Source organism: Methylobacter tundripaludum, assembly GCF_002934365.1.
GTDB classification, from domain to species: Bacteria; Pseudomonadota; Gammaproteobacteria; order Methylococcales; family Methylomonadaceae; genus Methylobacter_A; species Methylobacter_A tundripaludum_A.
Genome location: NZ_PTIY01000006.1, coordinates 54,183 through 71,771, shown reverse-complemented (window position 1 = coordinate 71,771; position 17,589 = coordinate 54,183). Strand labels below are relative to the sequence as shown.

13 protein-coding genes are annotated in these 17,589 nt (G+C 49.2%); all 13 read left to right on the top strand.

The genetic code is table 11. The features are described from left to right. Positions 1 to 19 precede the first annotated feature (19 nt). On the top strand, positions 20 to 1,237 hold the full coding sequence (locus B0F88_RS08935; protein WP_104423599.1) for an HD-GYP domain-containing protein: 1,218 nt from the start codon (positions 20 to 22) through the stop codon (positions 1,235 to 1,237). Then, a complete protein-coding gene (locus B0F88_RS08930) occupies positions 1,234 to 3,597 on the top strand; it encodes a CBS domain-containing protein (protein WP_104423598.1) in 2,364 nt (787 codons plus the stop codon). The genes B0F88_RS08935 and B0F88_RS08930 overlap by 4 nt, the downstream gene beginning before the upstream one ends. A 203-nt stretch (positions 3,598 to 3,800) precedes the next feature. Continuing rightward, positions 3,801 to 6,020: a PAS domain S-box protein gene (locus B0F88_RS08925; RefSeq protein ID WP_104423597.1), complete on the top strand. Its 2,220-nt coding sequence runs from the start codon at positions 3,801 to 3,803 to the stop codon at positions 6,018 to 6,020. Continuing rightward, positions 6,013 to 6,645 carry a response regulator gene (locus B0F88_RS08920; RefSeq protein ID WP_104423596.1) on the top strand — a complete coding sequence of 211 codons (633 nt, stop codon included), beginning with the start codon at positions 6,013 to 6,015 and terminating at the stop codon, positions 6,643 to 6,645. The genes B0F88_RS08925 and B0F88_RS08920 overlap by 8 nt, the downstream gene beginning before the upstream one ends. Positions 6,646 to 7,413: 768 nt before the next feature. Next, the gene (locus B0F88_RS08910; protein WP_258076608.1) at positions 7,414 to 9,723 is read left to right on the top strand and encodes a methyl-accepting chemotaxis protein; all 2,310 of its coding nucleotides are present in this window, start codon (positions 7,414 to 7,416) and stop codon (positions 9,721 to 9,723) included. Positions 9,724 to 9,898: 175 nt separating this feature from the next. Next, on the top strand, positions 9,899 to 10,192 hold the full coding sequence (locus B0F88_RS08905) for a hypothetical protein (protein ID WP_146083339.1): 294 nt from the start codon (positions 9,899 to 9,901) through the stop codon (positions 10,190 to 10,192). 494 nt (positions 10,193 to 10,686) lie between these two features. After that, on the top strand, positions 10,687 to 11,223 hold the full coding sequence (gene cobO / locus B0F88_RS08895; RefSeq protein WP_104423591.1) for a cob(I)yrinic acid a,c-diamide adenosyltransferase: 537 nt from the start codon (positions 10,687 to 10,689) through the stop codon (positions 11,221 to 11,223). Between the two features lie 121 nt (positions 11,224 to 11,344). Then, complete coding sequence (locus B0F88_RS08890) at positions 11,345 to 11,704, top strand: hypothetical protein (protein WP_104423590.1); 360 nt, start codon at positions 11,345 to 11,347, stop codon at positions 11,702 to 11,704. A gap of 187 nt (positions 11,705 to 11,891) precedes the next feature. Continuing rightward, positions 11,892 to 12,230 carry a cold shock domain-containing protein gene (locus B0F88_RS08885; RefSeq protein WP_181049864.1) on the top strand — a complete coding sequence of 113 codons (339 nt, stop codon included), beginning with the start codon at positions 11,892 to 11,894 and terminating at the stop codon, positions 12,228 to 12,230. A gap of 579 nt (positions 12,231 to 12,809) precedes the next feature. Continuing rightward, the gene (locus B0F88_RS08875; protein ID WP_104423588.1) at positions 12,810 to 13,865 is read left to right on the top strand and encodes an AI-2E family transporter; all 1,056 of its coding nucleotides are present in this window, start codon (positions 12,810 to 12,812) and stop codon (positions 13,863 to 13,865) included. A gap of 4 nt (positions 13,866 to 13,869) precedes the next feature. Then, positions 13,870 to 14,691, top strand: a complete 822-nt coding sequence (locus tag B0F88_RS08870; protein ID WP_104423587.1) for a DUF3530 family protein — start codon at positions 13,870 to 13,872, stop codon at positions 14,689 to 14,691. A 142-nt stretch (positions 14,692 to 14,833) separates the two neighbouring features. Next, the gene (lepA, locus tag B0F88_RS08865; protein ID WP_104423586.1) at positions 14,834 to 16,633 is read left to right on the top strand and encodes a translation elongation factor 4; all 1,800 of its coding nucleotides are present in this window, start codon (positions 14,834 to 14,836) and stop codon (positions 16,631 to 16,633) included. Positions 16,634 to 16,811: 178 nt separating this feature from the next. Next, complete coding sequence (gene lepB / locus B0F88_RS08860) at positions 16,812 to 17,588, top strand: signal peptidase I (protein WP_104423585.1); 777 nt, start codon at positions 16,812 to 16,814, stop codon at positions 17,586 to 17,588. The last annotated feature ends 1 nt before the right edge of the window (position 17,589 follow it).

Genomic DNA, 17,589 nt, shown 5'->3' with positions numbered 1-17,589 from the left:
CTAAAAGACAACAAAACACATGTCAGAATTGCAATACATTTTATTGTCCACCGGCGTCATGCTGGCTTTTTTGGGTTTTTTTATCGTCTTGGAACTGTTGCTTCCACCCGGTTTTCCCGACAAAAGCAGAAAACAGGTCAGAAATATCGTATTTGTTCTGTTTGGTATAGTAGCGCTTACATTTCACCTGAACATAGGAGACGATGTCATCGTCGATCTTCGAGGCGCCGCCATTGCGATAGCAAACATTTTCGGCGGCTATTGGGTGGGATTTGCGACAGCAGTGGTTGAAGCCGTTTACCGGTGGCGTATCGGGGGAGCGGCGGCGCTTGCAGGTTTGCTTGGGATCATGGGCTGCTTTCTGCTTTCGGCAATCCTTGTGGCGCTTTCCCGAGCAAAAAATGCTTCCAATGATGTCCGGCTTGGAACTATTCTGCTGGCGGGGATTGCCGTCGGTATTTCGGAATCCTTGTCTCTACTGTTGATTCCAGGGCCTTCAGGCGGCCTGTCGATATTCCATAAAATCGGTATGACAGTGTTCTTAGTACAGTTTGTATCCACTATGCTGTTCGGCGGTTTGCTTAAGCTGCTGGATGAGCGTTTGCAGGCGGTAGCCGAATCCGGCCGGAAAACCCAGACATTGAATGAAATCCTCAAGCAATCCATCGGCGCTCTTTCTTCGGCTATGGTGCATCGCGATCCGACTACCGCAGGCCATGAAAAACGCGTGGCCGATTTGGCGGTGGCGGTAGGTAAAGAGTTGGGATTTGAGCCGGACCGTCTGGAGGGCTTGTATCTGGCGGCGCTGGTGCATGATGTCGGGCAAATCCAAGTTCCGGCGGAAATATTGGTTAGGCCCAGGAAGCTGGGGCCGGAAGAATTCGAGCTGATCAAGGTGCATTGCGAGGCCGGTTACGACATTCTGCGGGACGTCAAATTTCCCTGGCCGATTGCCGAAATCGTTTACCAACACCATGAAAATGTAGACGGTTCAGGCTATCCGCGCGGGCTCAACGATGAGCGGATTTTGCCCGAGGCGAAAATCATTCACGTCTGTGACGCGCTTGAGGCGATGCTGTCGCACCGGCCTTTCCGCCGGGCGTATGACATTGACTACGCGATGCGGCAAATGCAGATCTACAGCGGCAGCCATTACGACCCTGAAGTGATCAATGCCTGTATCCGGCTGTTTTGCGATAAAGGTTACACCTTCCCTGAACCGGGAAAGCAAACATGAACAATCATAATCCGGCTAATATCCCTTCGATGCAGGGAGGGCAAAAATTCGTTCGCGACATTACCACGCGCAACCCGGTTACGGTATCGGCCGGATTGACGCTGGCGTTGGCCGCAGAGCGTATGGAAACCTTGCGCATCAGCTGCTTGTTGATCGAGGACGCAGGCAAAATCATAGGCATATTGACCGAACGCGATGTGATCCGGGCGCTGAATCGGAAGATTCCGGTCAGTCAAACCGTTGATGCGGTGATGACGCGCGGCGTCATTTGCATCAAGGAAGCCGAAGAGCTGCACTCGGCTTATCAACGGATGGTGCTGCATGGTGTCCGCCACCTGCTGGTAACCGATGCCGAGGGTAAGCCAACCGGCATTGTCACTGAAACCGACTTTCGTAAAAATTACAGTATCGAACGCTTCGTTGGCGCACTCAATATCGCCGGAGTGATGACTCAGGAACACCTTGGCATGCGAGGCGATAATTCGGCTATGGAGGCTTCAGTCGAAATGCAGAGACTTAATATCGGTTGTGTCGTCGTGTTGGAACAACGAAAGCCTATCGGTATCGTCACCGAGCGCGACATGGTCAGGTTGTTCCGCCTGCAAAAACTGGAGTCCCGGCTGGCCGACGTGATGAGCGGGCCGGTGCATAGCGTGACGCAGGACATGCTGTTGGTCGATGCGGTGGCGGCAATGCAGGCATTGAACATCCGCCGCTTCGTGGTGGTGGACGAAAGCGGATGTATGGTTGGGATTCTCAATGAGCATGACATTGTCGGTCATTTGGAGGGTGAATACATCGATATGTTACAGCAGCTGGTCGTTAAGCAGGCTCAGAAACTCAATGACGACAGATTCCGCGCAGTGGTAAACCATTTGCCGCATAAGATCATGGTCAAGGACACCGCCTCCGTCTATGTGTCCTGCAACGAAAGCTATGCCCGCGATCTTAACATCCGGCCGGAAGATATTGAGGGCAGGACCGATTTCGACTTCTTCCCGAGAGAGTTCGCGGAGCGCTATCGGGCCGACGACCGTAAAGTGATGTCGGAACAGGTCACCATTTCAATTGAGGAGCCCTATATCAGAGATGGTGAGCAGCACTGGATTCACACCACCAAGGCGCCGCTGCTGGACAGCGATTGCAACGTGAACGGCGTGGTGGTGATTTTTCATGATGTCACGGAAAGAAAGCGTACCAACGAGCAGCTCAAGCGTCGCAGCTGGGCGTTGGAAGCGCTGCGTTGCAGCGGTAGAGCGCTGGTTTTTTCCGAAACGGAAGCCGATTTGCTGCAAGCTGTTTGCGATGCGATTACCCAGCAGGATATGTATGTGCTGGCCTGGTTCGGCTGGGCTAGGCGGAATGAAACGCGTAGCGTCGAAATTATCGCCGGGTCCGGCGCGGCGCGCGACTATATAGACGGGCTCAATGTCAGTTGGGCCGACGATAAGTTCGGCAATGGGCCGGCCGGCAGGGCGATACGTTTTGGGCGGACGACGGTCTGCAACAAACTCCTCGAAAGTTCGGATTTTTCACCTTGGCGGCAAAAAGCCGAGAATTTCGGCATCCGGTCTTCGATTTCGTTACCGGTCAAAGTCGATGACAGAATCGCCGGCGTGCTAACGGTATATTCCAAAGATCCCGAAGCGTTTGGCGAGAGTGAAATCAGTCTGTTCGATGAGCTTGTTTCCAACCTCGGTTTCGGTATTCAGTCGCGCAGGACGCGCGCGGCCTACGAAGGATCGTTGCTGGAAATAGCTAATCAGGCCGTCAAGCTGGAAAAAACGCTGGAAGATACATTGCTCGCCGTAGCCTCCACTCTGGAACAGCGAGACCCGTATACCGCCGGGCATCAAAAGCGCGTTGCCGATTTGGCTATGGACATCGGCAAGGAAATGGGGCTCGAGGAGCACCGTCTGCGCGGGCTGCATTTAGCGGCCACCGTTCACGACTTGGGCAAGATTCACATTCCCGCCGATATCCTCGCTAAACCGGGGCGTCTGACGGCTGCTGAGTTCGGCTTGGTCAAAACACACCCAGAGGTTGGCTACAAGATTCTAAGCCAGATCGATTTTCCTTGGCCGATTGCCGAGATTATCCGCCAACATCATGAATACCTGGACGGTTCGGGCTATCCGCGCGGCTTGAAAGGGGATGAAATTCTGTTGGAGGCGCGCATCGTTACTATCGCCGACATCGTGGAATCGATGTCCTCGGATCGTCCTTACCGGCAGTCGTTGGAAATTGCCGACGCGATACGGCAAGTTATTGCGATGCGGGGCGGTAAGCTCGACAGTGCGGCTGTGGACGCCTGCCTGAAAGTGCTTTCCAGCGGGAAATTCCTGCCGAACGTGATGTAAGGTCTAAGCCGCCGCCGTTTACAGGGAGAGCGAACGAACAACTTGGGCGGGATGGCTGAAAGGCGGGGTATGGGGCGGACTGAGCGGTGCGCCCGATTTCACCTTGCCGTTTTTGAAGGGCAAGGCGGTTTGAGTTTCCATCCGCCGTATATCAAGTTACAGTGGGTTTATAGGGCAACACAACATGATGTATAAGAGAAAGCATGCGATTTCTGATTATTGACGATGACCCCGTTGAGCGCTCGTTAACGATAGCAACATTGCGCGGTAAATTTGCCGATGCGGATATGGTTGAGGTTTGCAGCCGTGAGGTGTTCGATGAAAAAATGGCCGAAACCGGTTTTGATCTGGCGATTACAGAATACACGCTCGGTTGGACAGACGGACTGACCTTGTTTAAGGCAATTAAATCGAGCCATGCCTGTTTACCGGTCATCATGTTGACCGATTCCGGCGGCGAAGACATCGCAGTCGCCGCGATTAAAAGCGGCATGGCCGATTATATTGTCAAGCGCAACAGGCGCCGGTTACTCGATGCGGTAGAATCCAGCCTGCTGGAAACAAAAAAAACGGAATTTTGCAAAAATGCAGAAAGCAAGGCGCCGCGATATGAAAGACGGGATCCTTTCATTTCCCGTTTTGAGCCGGACTTGGCTTATTCAATGACTATTTCGCCGGACGGCAAGCCAATATTGGAATGGAGTACGGAGCAGTTAAAAAAGCTTATCGGCAGTGTAAGATTCGATGGCGAGTCAAAACAACAGGCTTGCGATTGGGTATTGCCGGTTCACCCGGACGATATAAAAATCGTTCAAGACCGGTTTGAAAAACTACTGGCGGGGTGCGAAGACATCAGCGAGTACCGGGTGGTCATTAACGACAGTGACACCCGCTATTTCAGCGATCATTCATTGCCGGTTCGCGACCCGATTGATGGCGGTGTCGTACAGTTATACGGCGTTTTGCATGATGTCACTTCCCGCCGAAAAAATGAAGAAGAATTGTATCTGATGCAGCACGCGATCGATTCCTGCAACAACGGCATTATTATTACCGGGCTGGCGGATAAAGATTTTCCCATTATTTATGCTAATGAAGCTTTCTTGCGCACAACCGGCTATTCCAGGCAGGACGTGTTGGGCCAAAACTGCCGTTTTCTGCAACAGAGCGATCGAGACCAAGCGAACGTTACAGAACTACGCGAGGCCTTGCACAGCTATCGCGATGGGCATGCGGTTGTGCGCAACTATCGCAAAGACGGCAGCTTATTCTTGAACGAAGTCTATATTTCGCCGATACGCGACAAGCAAGGCAAGATTACCCACTATGTCGGAGTGCAGAATGACGTGACGGGGCGTATCGAAATGGAAGACTTGTTGAGTAAAAACGAAGCAAGGATGCGCTCTATTTTTAACAACGTATTCGACGGCATTATCATTATTAACGAATCTGGAATCATTGAAAAAATCAATCCGTCTGTCGAGAGGCTTTTCGGGTATTCGGCCGAGGAATTGATCGGTTATAATATTAACAAGTTGATGTCTGAACCTGAGCAGGGGCGGCACGATACTTATTTAAAAACCTATCTGAACGGCGGCAAGGCAAAAATACTCGGTTTCAAACGCGAGGTGAGCGGTGTCAGAAAAGACGGCTCTGTTTTTTCGATGGAACTGAAGGTCAGTGATTTCGACGTCGAGCAGCGTCATTTTTTTATCGGCACGGTACATGATATAAGCGAACGGAAGCAGGCGGAGGAAGCGCTACGGGATTTGTCCGGTCACCTGGAAACGGCCAGGGAAGATGAGAGAACCCGAATCGCGCGGGAAATTCATGACGAATTGGGCAGCCTTCTGGCGGCGCTGAAAATGGATTTAAGCTGGTTGAGTAAACAATTACCGGCAGGCCGGTCTGCATGTCATGAAAAAATCACGGTGATGAATCGGCAATTGGACGATGCGATTGGGTCGGTCAGGCGTATTATTGCCGACCTCCGGCCAAGCATTCTGGATCATCTGGGTTTATTAGCCGCGATCGACTGGAAACTCGATGAATTCAGGCAGCAAACCGGCATGCAATGCGTTCTGACGATGCCGGAAAATAATATCGTGATCGATGACGGTACGGATATAGCGATTTTTCGGATTATGCAGGAAGCATTAACCAATATTGCTTTACATTCCAGAGCGACCAAAGTAACGCTTGATGTTGAAACCGCCGCAAATAGTCTGGTGATGAAAATAACGGATAACGGCTGCGGTATGACGGAGGCGCAGATGAACAAACCCGGTAAATACGGTATTTTGGGCATGCATGAGCGCGCACGCCATTGCGGCGGAGAAATCGCCATCGACAGTAAACCGGGAAAGGGAACCACGCTCGTGTTAAACATGCGTCTAAAGTCGTCCGAAGGCGGCCATGATTAAAATATTGATTGCCGATGATCATGCCATTGTCAGGCAAGGGCTGAAACAAATCCTCGCCGATATTCCCGATATGGAAATATTCGGCGAGGCCGGTTCCGGCGATGAGGCCTTGAAACTTATACGGTGCGAGGGATGGAGCGTCATGCTGCTCGACATCGCCATGCCGGGTAAAAATGTCATGGAGTTGATTAAGCTGGCGAAGCATCAATCTCCTCAGTTGCCTATCCTGATCCTGAGCATGTATCCTGAAGATCAGTATGCGATCAGAATGCTGCGTGCGGGTGCGGACGGCTATCTGACCAAAGAGAGCGCTCCCGAGCAATTGGTGGCGGCGATTCGCAAGGTCGCCAAGGGAGGGAAATATATCAGCTCGACGATGACTGAAAAACTGATTGCGGAATTGAATACAAACCAGGAAATACCGCTGCACGCTACGCTGACCGACCGGGAGTTTCAGGTTTTTTGCGGCATTTGTGCGGGTAAAAGCATTACTGATCTTGCCCAGCAGATGTCGCTCAGTGTGAAAACCATCAGCACCTACCGGACCCGCCTGATGAAAAAGATGAACATGTCTAAAAACGCCGAAATTATTCATTACGCATTCAAGAACGATTTGCTTGAGTGATTAAATTTGTCTGATTGATTTGTGTTGTGTAGGAATATGCTTACACAATGCTTCTTGTGAGTCTTATGTATTTGAGGGCGGTTGGCTGATTTCTAACCGTCCTGATTTGGCTCATAATCGCCAGCCAAAATGGGTCGCTTATTTCACGAATGTCCTCTTGAAGTTTTATTAAGCGCGCGGCCATGCTACTTCTTCGGCAGAAAAATTCAGTCAGTCCGTATTTCACTTTTTCGTTGTCAGCGTGCGGAGCGAAATCCATGCAGCAATACGCTGTTTACGTTCGGCTAATGATTCTTACGGGTAAAGAGTGGGCAACAGGATTGTTGATTAAAAACTGTTTTAGCACTTGAGAACAACATGGCTATGTACAATTATAAATGACGGTTGTTCGCCGAGATGGGGGTATTCCCGATAGCCGGGTTTTAATAATTCGTTAACTAAAACAATATAACTAATAAAGCATTATGTTTTTATGCTTCCAAATCGGAAATAAAAAAGGTTATAGATAAAGTCACGATTCCACCGGAAAGTTATCCGAGTATTACAAATCGGCAGTTATTGGGGGCTGTATTGGGCGCGTCGAGGAAATCCTGGAAAAGAGAAAAAACCGTAGTTTACTGACGGCATGAGTGCGAAGTGATCAGCGCCAAGAGTTAGGCAGGGTGTGCGGCGGGTATCTTTCAAATCTTGAATTAGAAAGTACGAACCAACGATTAATAATATAACGAATGTTTTAGTTCGTAAGGTGAAGCACAAATGAAAATGAATATGCCTGTAACTAATCAGGAAATCCTGATGAAAAAAGGTGGGTTGTTGATTACTCGAACCGACTTGAAAGGCGTTATTACTTACGTCAATGACGAGTTCATCAATATCAGCGGTTTTACCCGCGATGAACTCATAGGCGCAAGTCATAATATTGTTCGTCATCCCGATATGCCGGCGGCCGCTTTTGAAGATTTGTGGCTGACTTTAAAATCGCTTAGACCCTGGCAAGGGTTGGTAAAAAACAGGGCGAAATCGGGCGACTATTACTGGGTGGAAGCGAATGCAATGCCAGTATTTAAAAATGGGAAAGTTCATGAATACCTTTCCGTCCGGCGCGCTCCAAGCCGTGAGAAAATTGAAAAGGCAGAACAGTTATATCAGCTGGTTAATGCAAGGAAAGCAACAATAAGGCCTACCGGTTTAGCTGCCGTGGTCAAGTCAATCAAGGAGATGGACGCCTGGAAAAAAATGGCGGTGGCGTTGGCGGTGCTTCTGATACCTGTTTTTTACCTGATGTATCAGTTGTTTTTAGTGCAGGACTATTTGCTGTTGACCGGTGTTGCGGCATCAGTTGCGGTTGCATCGGCAATTGGTTTCAATGTGATCAAAAGCTTTACCACGGTATTAAATAAAGCCATCGGTATTTTTTATCGTCTGGCAGAGAAGAGATTCGGCAATGTGCAGGATTTAACCCGGAATGATCTGGTCGGCGATTTTCAGCGCGGCCTGTATTCAATGGAAGTAAATCTGAGTCTGGATTTGGCGCAATCCAGAGAGGCTGCTGAAAAAGCCATGCGGATCAATCAGGCATTGGATAATGTCCAGTCCGGCGTCATGGTAGCCGATAACAATCTGGAAATCATTTATACCAACGAGAGCGTTGAGAAGATACTCAAGGAAGTCGAACAGGATATTCGCAAGCAGTTGCCGAATTTCGCTGTCGATAAACTGATCGGCGCCAATATCGATAGTTTTCACAAGGACCCTGCTCACCAGCGACGCTTATTGGCAAGCCTAACGCAACCGTACAGTTCGGAACTGGTTATTGCCGGCCAGCATATGAATGTGGTTGCCAGCCCGGTTATTAATGATGACGGCGAGCGCATCGGTTTTGTTGCGGAATGGAAGAACAGAACCCAGGACATTTTAATTGAACAGGAGATTGAACAATTAGTGCAGGATATTAAAGCAGGCGATTTGAGCAGCCGCATTAACATGGGCGACAAGCAAGGATTCGCCAAAATGTTGTCGTCCGGTATCAATGAACTGACGGATGTCATAGAGTGCGCCTTTAATGACATCAATAGAGTTATGGAAAGCATGTCTCAAGGCGATTTAACCAGTTCTATCACTAATGATTACCAAGGCGTCTATGCCGAATGCAAGAATAATATCAATGGCACACTGGCAAAATTGAGCGATTTTATTATTCAAATCCGGGATGCGGCCGATTTTATAGACAGCTCATCGCAGGAAATGGCCAGCGGCAACAACAATCTTTCCGGCCGTGCCGAGCAGCAAGCGGCGAGCCTCGAAGAAACCGCAGCCAGCATGGAACAGCTGGCCAGCACCGTGAAAAATAATGCGCAGAATACGGTTCAAGCGACCGAGGTTGTTAATTCGGCCAGCCAATTGGCCCAAAAAGGCGGTGATGTGGTTAAGTCGGCTATCGCAGCCATGCAGGAAATCAACGACAGCAGCAACAAGATTGCCGAGATTATCGGCGTGATTGATGAAATTGCATTCCAAACTAATCTGTTGGCGTTAAACGCATCCGTTGAAGCGGCCAGGGCGGGAGAGCAGGGGCGAGGCTTCTCGGTTGTGGCGACGGAAGTGCGTAATTTGGCTCAGCGGAGCGCGGATGCCGCCCAGCAAAGTAACGAACTGATTCAGAGCAGTGTGCAGAAAGTCCGCGCCGGAACGGCATTCGTTAATGAAACCGGCGCCGCGCTGAATGAAATTGTCGAGAGCGTTGCGAAAGTCGGCGACATTGTCGCCCACATCGCCAGCGCCAGCGCCGAGCAATCCGCAGGCATCGAACAAGTTAACCAGGCGGTTTCTCAAATGGACGATATTACCCAGCAAAATGCGGCTTTGGCGGAACAGGCGGCAGCGGGCAGTATTTCAATGAGCGAGCAGTCCACCAACATGACCAAGTTGCTCAATTTTTTTAAAGTAAACTCATCAAAGAAAGTTTCCGCTCCGCTAAAAGCCAAAGCTCCGGTTGCTCGCGTGGCGGGGCCAAAGCCGGTAGCGCCCGTTATTCATAGGGAGCCAAAACACGACGATAGCGAATGGGAAGAGTTTTAATTCGATAGGTCCGGTTTGGCGTTTTTGGGGCATGTATAAGGTGCAAATAAATAACGGAATTATTTGCACCATAACATCAGGTATTCAGAGCATCAGGTAATCCGGGGCATAAAAAACAGGAATCGAACAACCGCTTCAATACCGCAGTTTTATGGCGATGGCCGGGGGAGTTTGCGTGACCAAGATAGAGCAGCTTGAAAGTGAAATAAATCAAAAAATAATTGAATTAAACGAAAGCAAGCATGCTCAGCATTTGCTGCGTGAAACATTGAAACGAAATACTCAAACTCTGGGTGAGATTGAAAGCCAGCTTAAGGTGATAGAGTCCCATCTAAAAGATTCTAACGAGTACATTTATAAGTTAAAGCGGGAAAACTGGAAACTTAAACTATCATGCGATGTATGGGTGCAGCGGGCCATAAAACTTGAGTTTGAGGTGTTAAGCGCCCGCGATGCGCAAAAAAAATAGTGCTAATCGATGCCACTGCGCCGATTTTAGCGGTGCTTATAAAATAAAACTAAGCACGGCAAGGTATCAAACTCTGTGTTATCAAAAAACAGGCATCAAATCTCAATACACCACGATGGTATATAATCCTCATCGCTCGCCATAAAAATAGGCCGTCCGTGTTGGTCGCTAACAAACTATAAGGGCCGCAAAAATCGATTGCGGCGGCGTAGAAGTCATTTAAATCCCTCAAATCTTTGCGAGCGCCGCTTTACCACCGCGCGCATCTTGAACATTAGCTGGAAAATTCCGCTGTAACCCGGTTCCGGTCCTCCTGTCCCTGATGACGGCAATGTCATGCGCGTTTAGAAATAACTGTTCTGCAAATCCGGCTCCGTGATTGAACAGCGCGTGCGGTGCAAAGCCAGACATTTGATTTTAACTGGATTCAGGCGATAATGCCGGTCGCTATAAGACGAGAGTTCTTATGTATACTCAAATTACGGAATGGTGTTATGAAGTCGAGAGATAGACGACGGGGGCTGGTTTTGGTCAATACCGGCTCAGGCAAGGGAAAGTCTTCCAGTGCTTTAGGTATGGTGTTCCGTGCCGCAGGCTGGGATATGAAAATCTGCGTGGTCCAGTATATTAAGGGGAAATGGCAAACCGGCGAACAAAAAGCCGCCGAACGCTTTGATAATATCGAATGGCATGCCTTGGGCGACGGTTTTACTTGGGATACTAAAAATCCTGAGCAGGATATTAAAACCAGCCGGGAGATTTGGGAGTTTAGCAAAGCCAAGATCCTGTCTGAAGAATTCGACGTGGTGCTGCTGGACGAGATCAATTACTGCTGCGGCTATAATTGGATTTCTGGCCAGGAAATAGCCGATTTCATTCGCGATGAAAAACCGGCCTGGATGCATTTGATTTTGACGGGCCGCAATGCGGCGCCTGAGGTCATCGATTGCGCCGATACCGTAACCGAAATGGTCAAAGTAAAACATGCTTATGAACAAGGCATCAAGGCGGAACAGGGGATTGAGTTTTAAAAGGCGTTGCGCCAACAATGCAGGCAAATTGTTGAGGATGGATTGCATTCATAGAATTTTAAGGTAAATACGCAGGTCAACCTGTAAAATGGTTGGCGATTGTCACAATGAGGAGAGAAAAATGTCTGAAGCACAAAAAATAATGCTGGCTGTTATTGCCGTTTTTGTAATGGGTTTTGTTATGGTTGGCTTAAGTAAGGAAGATCAGCCTGTTGAGCAAGTCGAAGCTGCGGCTAAGATTAGAAACAATGTTGCAATGCAAACCATGGCAAATGAAAAGTGTCCGCCAAAAATCAAGGAGCAAACAGGGGAGCAGGTATTTTTCCCTTCCGAAGTCGAGAGCGATAAGGAAACCTATGTGACGTTGAAATGGGTGGGTGAAAAAGGGTTCAAAACGGCATCATGTACATTGCATGCGTCTTTGGGCGGAATATCGGAGTTGATTATCGATGATAAGGTCATCATAAAGAAACAAATCTAGGCCACGAAATATCCCGGCTGGATCTTGTATCTAACCGGGATTATTTGTTTTATAAGCGCCGGAGATTGGATTCGCTAAACGATAAAACAGCAGGTACTCGCTGTAGGCTTCGTAAAAACAGCTGTAAAACGGCTGGCGCTTTTTATCCATTCGCGCGGACAAGGCTAAAAACAACAAAAGAAATTTTATGACAAAGACAATGATTAAGGGAGTTTTAAAAACATGGAAAGAAGATCGAGGGTTTGGTTTCATCAGCCCTGATGATGGAGGAAAAGATATTTTTATTCATATTTCGGCGCTTAAGGGAACGAGTCGCCGCCCGTTGACCGGCGATGTTATTCATTACCAGGTAGCAAGAGATAATCGGGGCAAGTTCAAAGCGGTTAATGCCTATATTGAAGGCGTGGAAATTCTGGAAGATAAACCAGTTAATTTTTTCAGTACGAAGAAAGGCACTATTGTGCTGATAATACTGGCCTTAGTGGCTATCGCGGCTGCGGTTGTTGCGCTCAATCTGGCGCCGTAATCGTAGGGGAAGTTTTTCTACAAGCCGATGCGGCAGAAAGCATCGGCTTGTTTATAAGCGATTGAATACACGGTGCTACGGCACTTTCTACCCGTAGTTATGAAAAGTTCTGCAACAAGGCGTTGGAGCGCTTTTTTACATCATACGCCTGTCGAGGCGATGTCTGCGCCGATTCTGGTGGAGGACGGCATTAAGCGTTCATGGCGGTTGACCTGCGCACTGGAACGGATAAGTCCTAAAAAAACCGGTTCGATTGCCGCTTATTTTTGCAATGGACGAGTTTGTTAAGAAACATGCATGAAATAACTTGAGCAAGTTTTATTTTTCATTTTTTAACCATGAAGGACATGAAGCGGCATGAAAGGTTTAAGTCTTCATGCCCTTCATGCTCTTCATGGTAATTGCCTAAATTAATTTATGCACGATCCTTAATATCGATATGGCTTTATACGCAGTTAGACTGCAAAAGGAATGCGGCGAACATTTATTGCGCCAATCATATCGGTTGTTCTTCCTGTTGCGGCGGCGGTAATTGGCGGTACTAAACTACACAGATACATATTGCATTGAGGTTTTGTAATGACCGATTCACAAAAATGGCTGGTTTTCGCTTTTATCGCAGGTTCGGCTTGGTTGGTTTACCTGTTGGCCCCGGTATTGATGCCGTTTGCGTTTGCAGCGATGTTGGCTTACCTCGGCGATCCGTTAACCGATAAGCTGGAAACCTATCAATTATCCAGAACCAAGGCCGTGTTGGTGGTTTTTGCCGTGATGACGCTGGTTTTGGCATTGGTTTTATTGCTGCTTGTGCCGCTGTTGGAATACCAGGTCGAGCATTTTGTAAGCAACCTGCCCGCCTATGTCGCATGGCTCAATGAGACCGTCATTCCCTGGTTGCAGCGGCGGTTTCACCTGGGCATCAGGCCGGTTAATCTTAGCCAGATTATTAATCTGATTAAAGGCCATTGGGAGCAAGCAGGCGGCATTGCCGCAACGGTCATGAGCTCGGTTTCGCATTCCGGGGGGGTGATAGCCGCATGGCTGATGAACCTGCTGCTCATCCCTGTGGTCACGTTCTATTTATTGCGCGATTGGGACGGTCTGATTGCCAAAATCCACGATTTATTGCCCCGGCGTGTCGCGCCCACCGCTTCCAAGTTGGCACGCGAAGTCGATACGGTATTGGCGGCTTTTGTCCGCGGGCAGTTCTATGTCATGCTGGCCTTGGGCTGTATTTACAGTATCGGCTTGTGGATGACCGGCCTCGATTTGGCTTTGTTGATTGGCATGTTGGCCGGGTTGGTCAGTTTCGTGCCTTATCTGGGGTCGATTGTCGGTATCGTTACGGCCTGCGTGGCGGCCTTGGTGCAATTTCATGACTTAATACAACTGGTGCCGGTCGGTATTGTTTTCATCATCGGACAATCGCTGGAAGGCATGGTGTTAACGCCGATGCTGGTGGGCGATAAAATCGGCCTGCATCCGGTTGCGGTTATGTTCGCAGTATTGGCCGGAGGCCAGTTGTTCGGCTTTCTGGGCATACTGCTGGCATTGCCGGTTGCGTCGGTCATTATGGTGTTGTTACGGCATGTGCATGATTTATATCGCTACAGCGATTTTTACGGCCTGGAGTGAGCCGATGAAGTCGCTTAGGGCTGTTGTTTTTGTGCTGTGCATGGGCTACTTGCTTGGCGATGTCTGTTGGGCCGGCGATGAAAAGCGGGAAGCCGATTTTGCCGAAGGCATTAACAAGACGCTGACTATCGGTAAGGCGCTCTGGCTGGAGTCCGGTGAAAAAAAATTCCTCGGTGTTTATACCGAAACCGAAAAAGCCGGCACGAAAGGGGTCGTTATTATTCTCCATGATATGGGGGGGCATCCCGATCAGCGGCCGCTGATTTACGGCTTGAGAGTTTTTTTGCCCGAGCATAACTGGGCGACGCTTTCGCTGCAAATGCCGCTCAGGGAAGTCGGTGCTGGACAGGAAGATTATTATGCGTTGTTTCCTGAGGCGGCGGCGCGGATTCGGGCCGGAATCGACTATGCAAGGAGCGGTGGCGCGGAAAATATCATTGTGGCCGGTTATGGGCTGGGCGGACTGATGAGTGTTTATGCGCTCAGTGAGCAGGGGCTGGATATTAAAGCGCTGGTGACTATCAGTCTGCCGGCGCCGATTACCGACAACAAAGCAGGTCAAACGCTGGAATTTATCAAAAAAATCAATATTCCGATGCTGGATATTTATGGTGCGGTAGATGTGCCTGATGTTACACAAAGCGCCAGGGACAGGCGCTTGGCGGCAAAAGAAAATGCGGGTTACCGGCAGATTAGAATCGACGATGAAGGCCATGCTTATCTGCATGATGAAGGCTTGGTTGTTAAGCGGATATACAGTTGGTTGGGAGTAACTGCGGAGACGGCGAAGCCGGGTAATGATGATGTTACGCCCCAAAATCAGTGAGGCTAATGTGCGCAATATCCCTCAACATTGGCTTTGAACAGGTCTAAATCTGTTACAATGCAGGCTGACACAGGTGTGCAAATACGATTACGACAATGTTTGGCGCCATGCATTAACACTACCATAACAAGTTGAAAACCAAGTGGATTTAAAACATATAAGAAATTTTTCCATTATCGCGCATATCGATCATGGAAAATCGACGCTTGCTGATCGTTTCATTCAAATCTGCGGCGGCCTGAGCGACAGGGAAATGTCCGCGCAAGTGCTCGATTCGATGGATATTGAGAAAGAGCGCGGCATTACCATTAAAGCGCAAAGCGTCACGCTGGATTTTAAGGCGAAAGACGGCGAGACCTATCAGCTTAATTTCATCGATACTCCGGGGCATGTCGATTTTTCTTATGAGGTTTCCAGGTCTTTGGCGGCTTGCGAAGGCGCGCTGCTGGTCGTCGATGCGGCTCAGGGCGTCGAGGCGCAAAGCGTCGCTAACTGCTATACGGCGATAGAGCAGGGGCTCGAAGTGGTGCCGGTGTTGAATAAAATCGATTTGCCTTCTGCCGAGCCCGAGCGGGTGCAGAATGAGATCGAAGAGGTGATCGGCATCCCGGCCGACGAGGCGCTGATGATCAGCGCTAAAACAGGGTTGGGTGTGCAGGATGTGCTGGAGCAATTGGTGCTGAAAGTTCCGCCGCCTGAAGGCGACACGGCAGGTCCGTTACAGGCGTTGATTATCGATTCCTGGTTCGACAGTTATCTGGGCGTGGTGTCGTTGGTCAGGATTATGCACGGCAGTATCCGCAGGAAGCAAAAGATCACCATCATGTCCACCGGCAAGTCGTTTATCGCCGAAAAGGTCGGCGTTTTTACCCCCAAACGGCTGGAAAAGGATATTCTAAATACCGGCGAAGTCGGTTATGTCGTGGCTGGTATCAAAGACATTTTCGGCGCGCCGGTCGGCGACACCATTACCTGGACGGATAACCCGGCTGCTGAGCAGCTCACCGGGTTTCAAAAGGTTCAGCCGCGCGTTTTTGCCGGCTTGTATCCGGTCAGCTCCGATCATTACGAGGATTTGCGCGAGGCGCTGAAGAAGTTAAACCTGAACGACGCTTCCTTGTATTTTGAGCCGGAAACCTCGCAGGCTTTAGGCTTCGGTTTCCGTTGCGGTTTTCTCGGCATGCTGCATATGGAAATTGTGCAGGAGCGTTTGGAAAGGGAATACGATGTCGATCTGATCACGACGGCGCCTACCGTTATCTATGAGGTCATCACCCAGAACGAACAGGTTCTGATGATCGATAATCCGGCCAAGTTGCCTGATATGGGGACCATCAAGGAAATCAGGGAACCCATTATCCGGGCCAATATCCTGGTTCCTGAAACCTATTTGGGCGGCGTGATCACGTTGTGCATAGAAAAGCGTGGCGTGCAGAAAGACATGCAGTACGTCGGCAGACAGGTATCGCTGCATTATGAAATGCCGCTCAGCGAAGTGGTGCTGGATTTTTTCGATCGCTTAAAGTCGGTCAGCCGCGGCTTTGCATCGTTTGACTACGAGTTCCTGCGTTTCCAGCCGGCCGAGCTGGTCAAACTGGATGTGTTGATTAATGCCGAGAAAGTGGATGCGCTGTCTATCATCGTGCATCGCGACCTGAGCCAAAATCGGGGCCGGGATTTGGTTGAAAAGATGAAAGACCTGATTCCGCGGCAAATGTACGAGGTTGCAATACAGGCGGCGATTGGCTCCAAGGTTATCGCTCGGTCCACCGTTAAAGCGATGCGGAAGAACGTGATTGCGAAATGTTACGGCGGCGACATCAGCCGTAAGAAAAAGCTGCTGGAAAAACAAAAAGCCGGTAAGAAACGGATGAAACAGGTCGGCAATATTGAGATTCCTCAAGAAGCATTTCTGGCCGTTTTGCAGCTTAATAAAGAATAAAAAAACAGGCAAAAGGTGAAGGGCTAAAGGTAAAAAAGCTTGCGCTTGGATTTAATAAGCCGTTCAATTTTTAGCCTTTAGCCTTTAGCCTTTAGCCTTTAGCCTTTAGCCTTTAGCCTTTAGCCTTTAGCCTTTAGCCTTTAGCCTTTAGCCCTTAACCTAATCTAAATTTAAAAACATGGACTACGATTTTTCCTTTTTTCTTGCCGTCGCCACGCTGGTTACCGGTGTAATTTGGGGCGGGTATTTGCTGGTGCTCAAAGCGAGGGGGGAGATTTTCGATGAAGAACATGAACCTATACTGGTAGAGTATGCACGGTCTTTTTTCCCGGTCGTATTGATCGTGTTATTGCTGCGCTCTTTCATTGCCGAGCCTTTCCGCATCCCTTCGGCATCAATGATGCCGACTTTACTGATAGGTGATTTTATTCTGGTTAATAAATTCACTTACGGCATACGTTTGCCGGTTATCAACAAAAAAATCATTGAACTGAATGAACCCAAGCGCGGGGATATTGTCGTTTTTCGTTATCCTAAAGATCCGACTGTCGATTACATCAAGCGTGTGATCGGCTTGCCGGGCGATCGGGTTGCTTATTACGATAAAAAACTACATATCAACGGGCAGCCGATCAATCAAGTGTCTTTGGGACGCTATCAGGGTGTAGGCCAGGGCGAGGATATGACCGGGAATGAGCACTTGCTGGAAGACTTGACCGGTATTGAGCACAGTATTTTGATCAGGAGCGGAGCGCTTTCAGCCGAGGGTGTTTATGTGGTGCCGGAGGGGAATTATTTTGTGATGGGCGACAACCGCGATAACAGCAATGACAGCCGTTATTGGGGCACGGTTCCCGAAGAAAATCTGGTTGGACAAGCTTTTTTTATCTGGATGAGCTGGGATTGGCAATATAAAGGTGTGAACCTTGACCGTATTGGCACAGCGCTGAAATAAA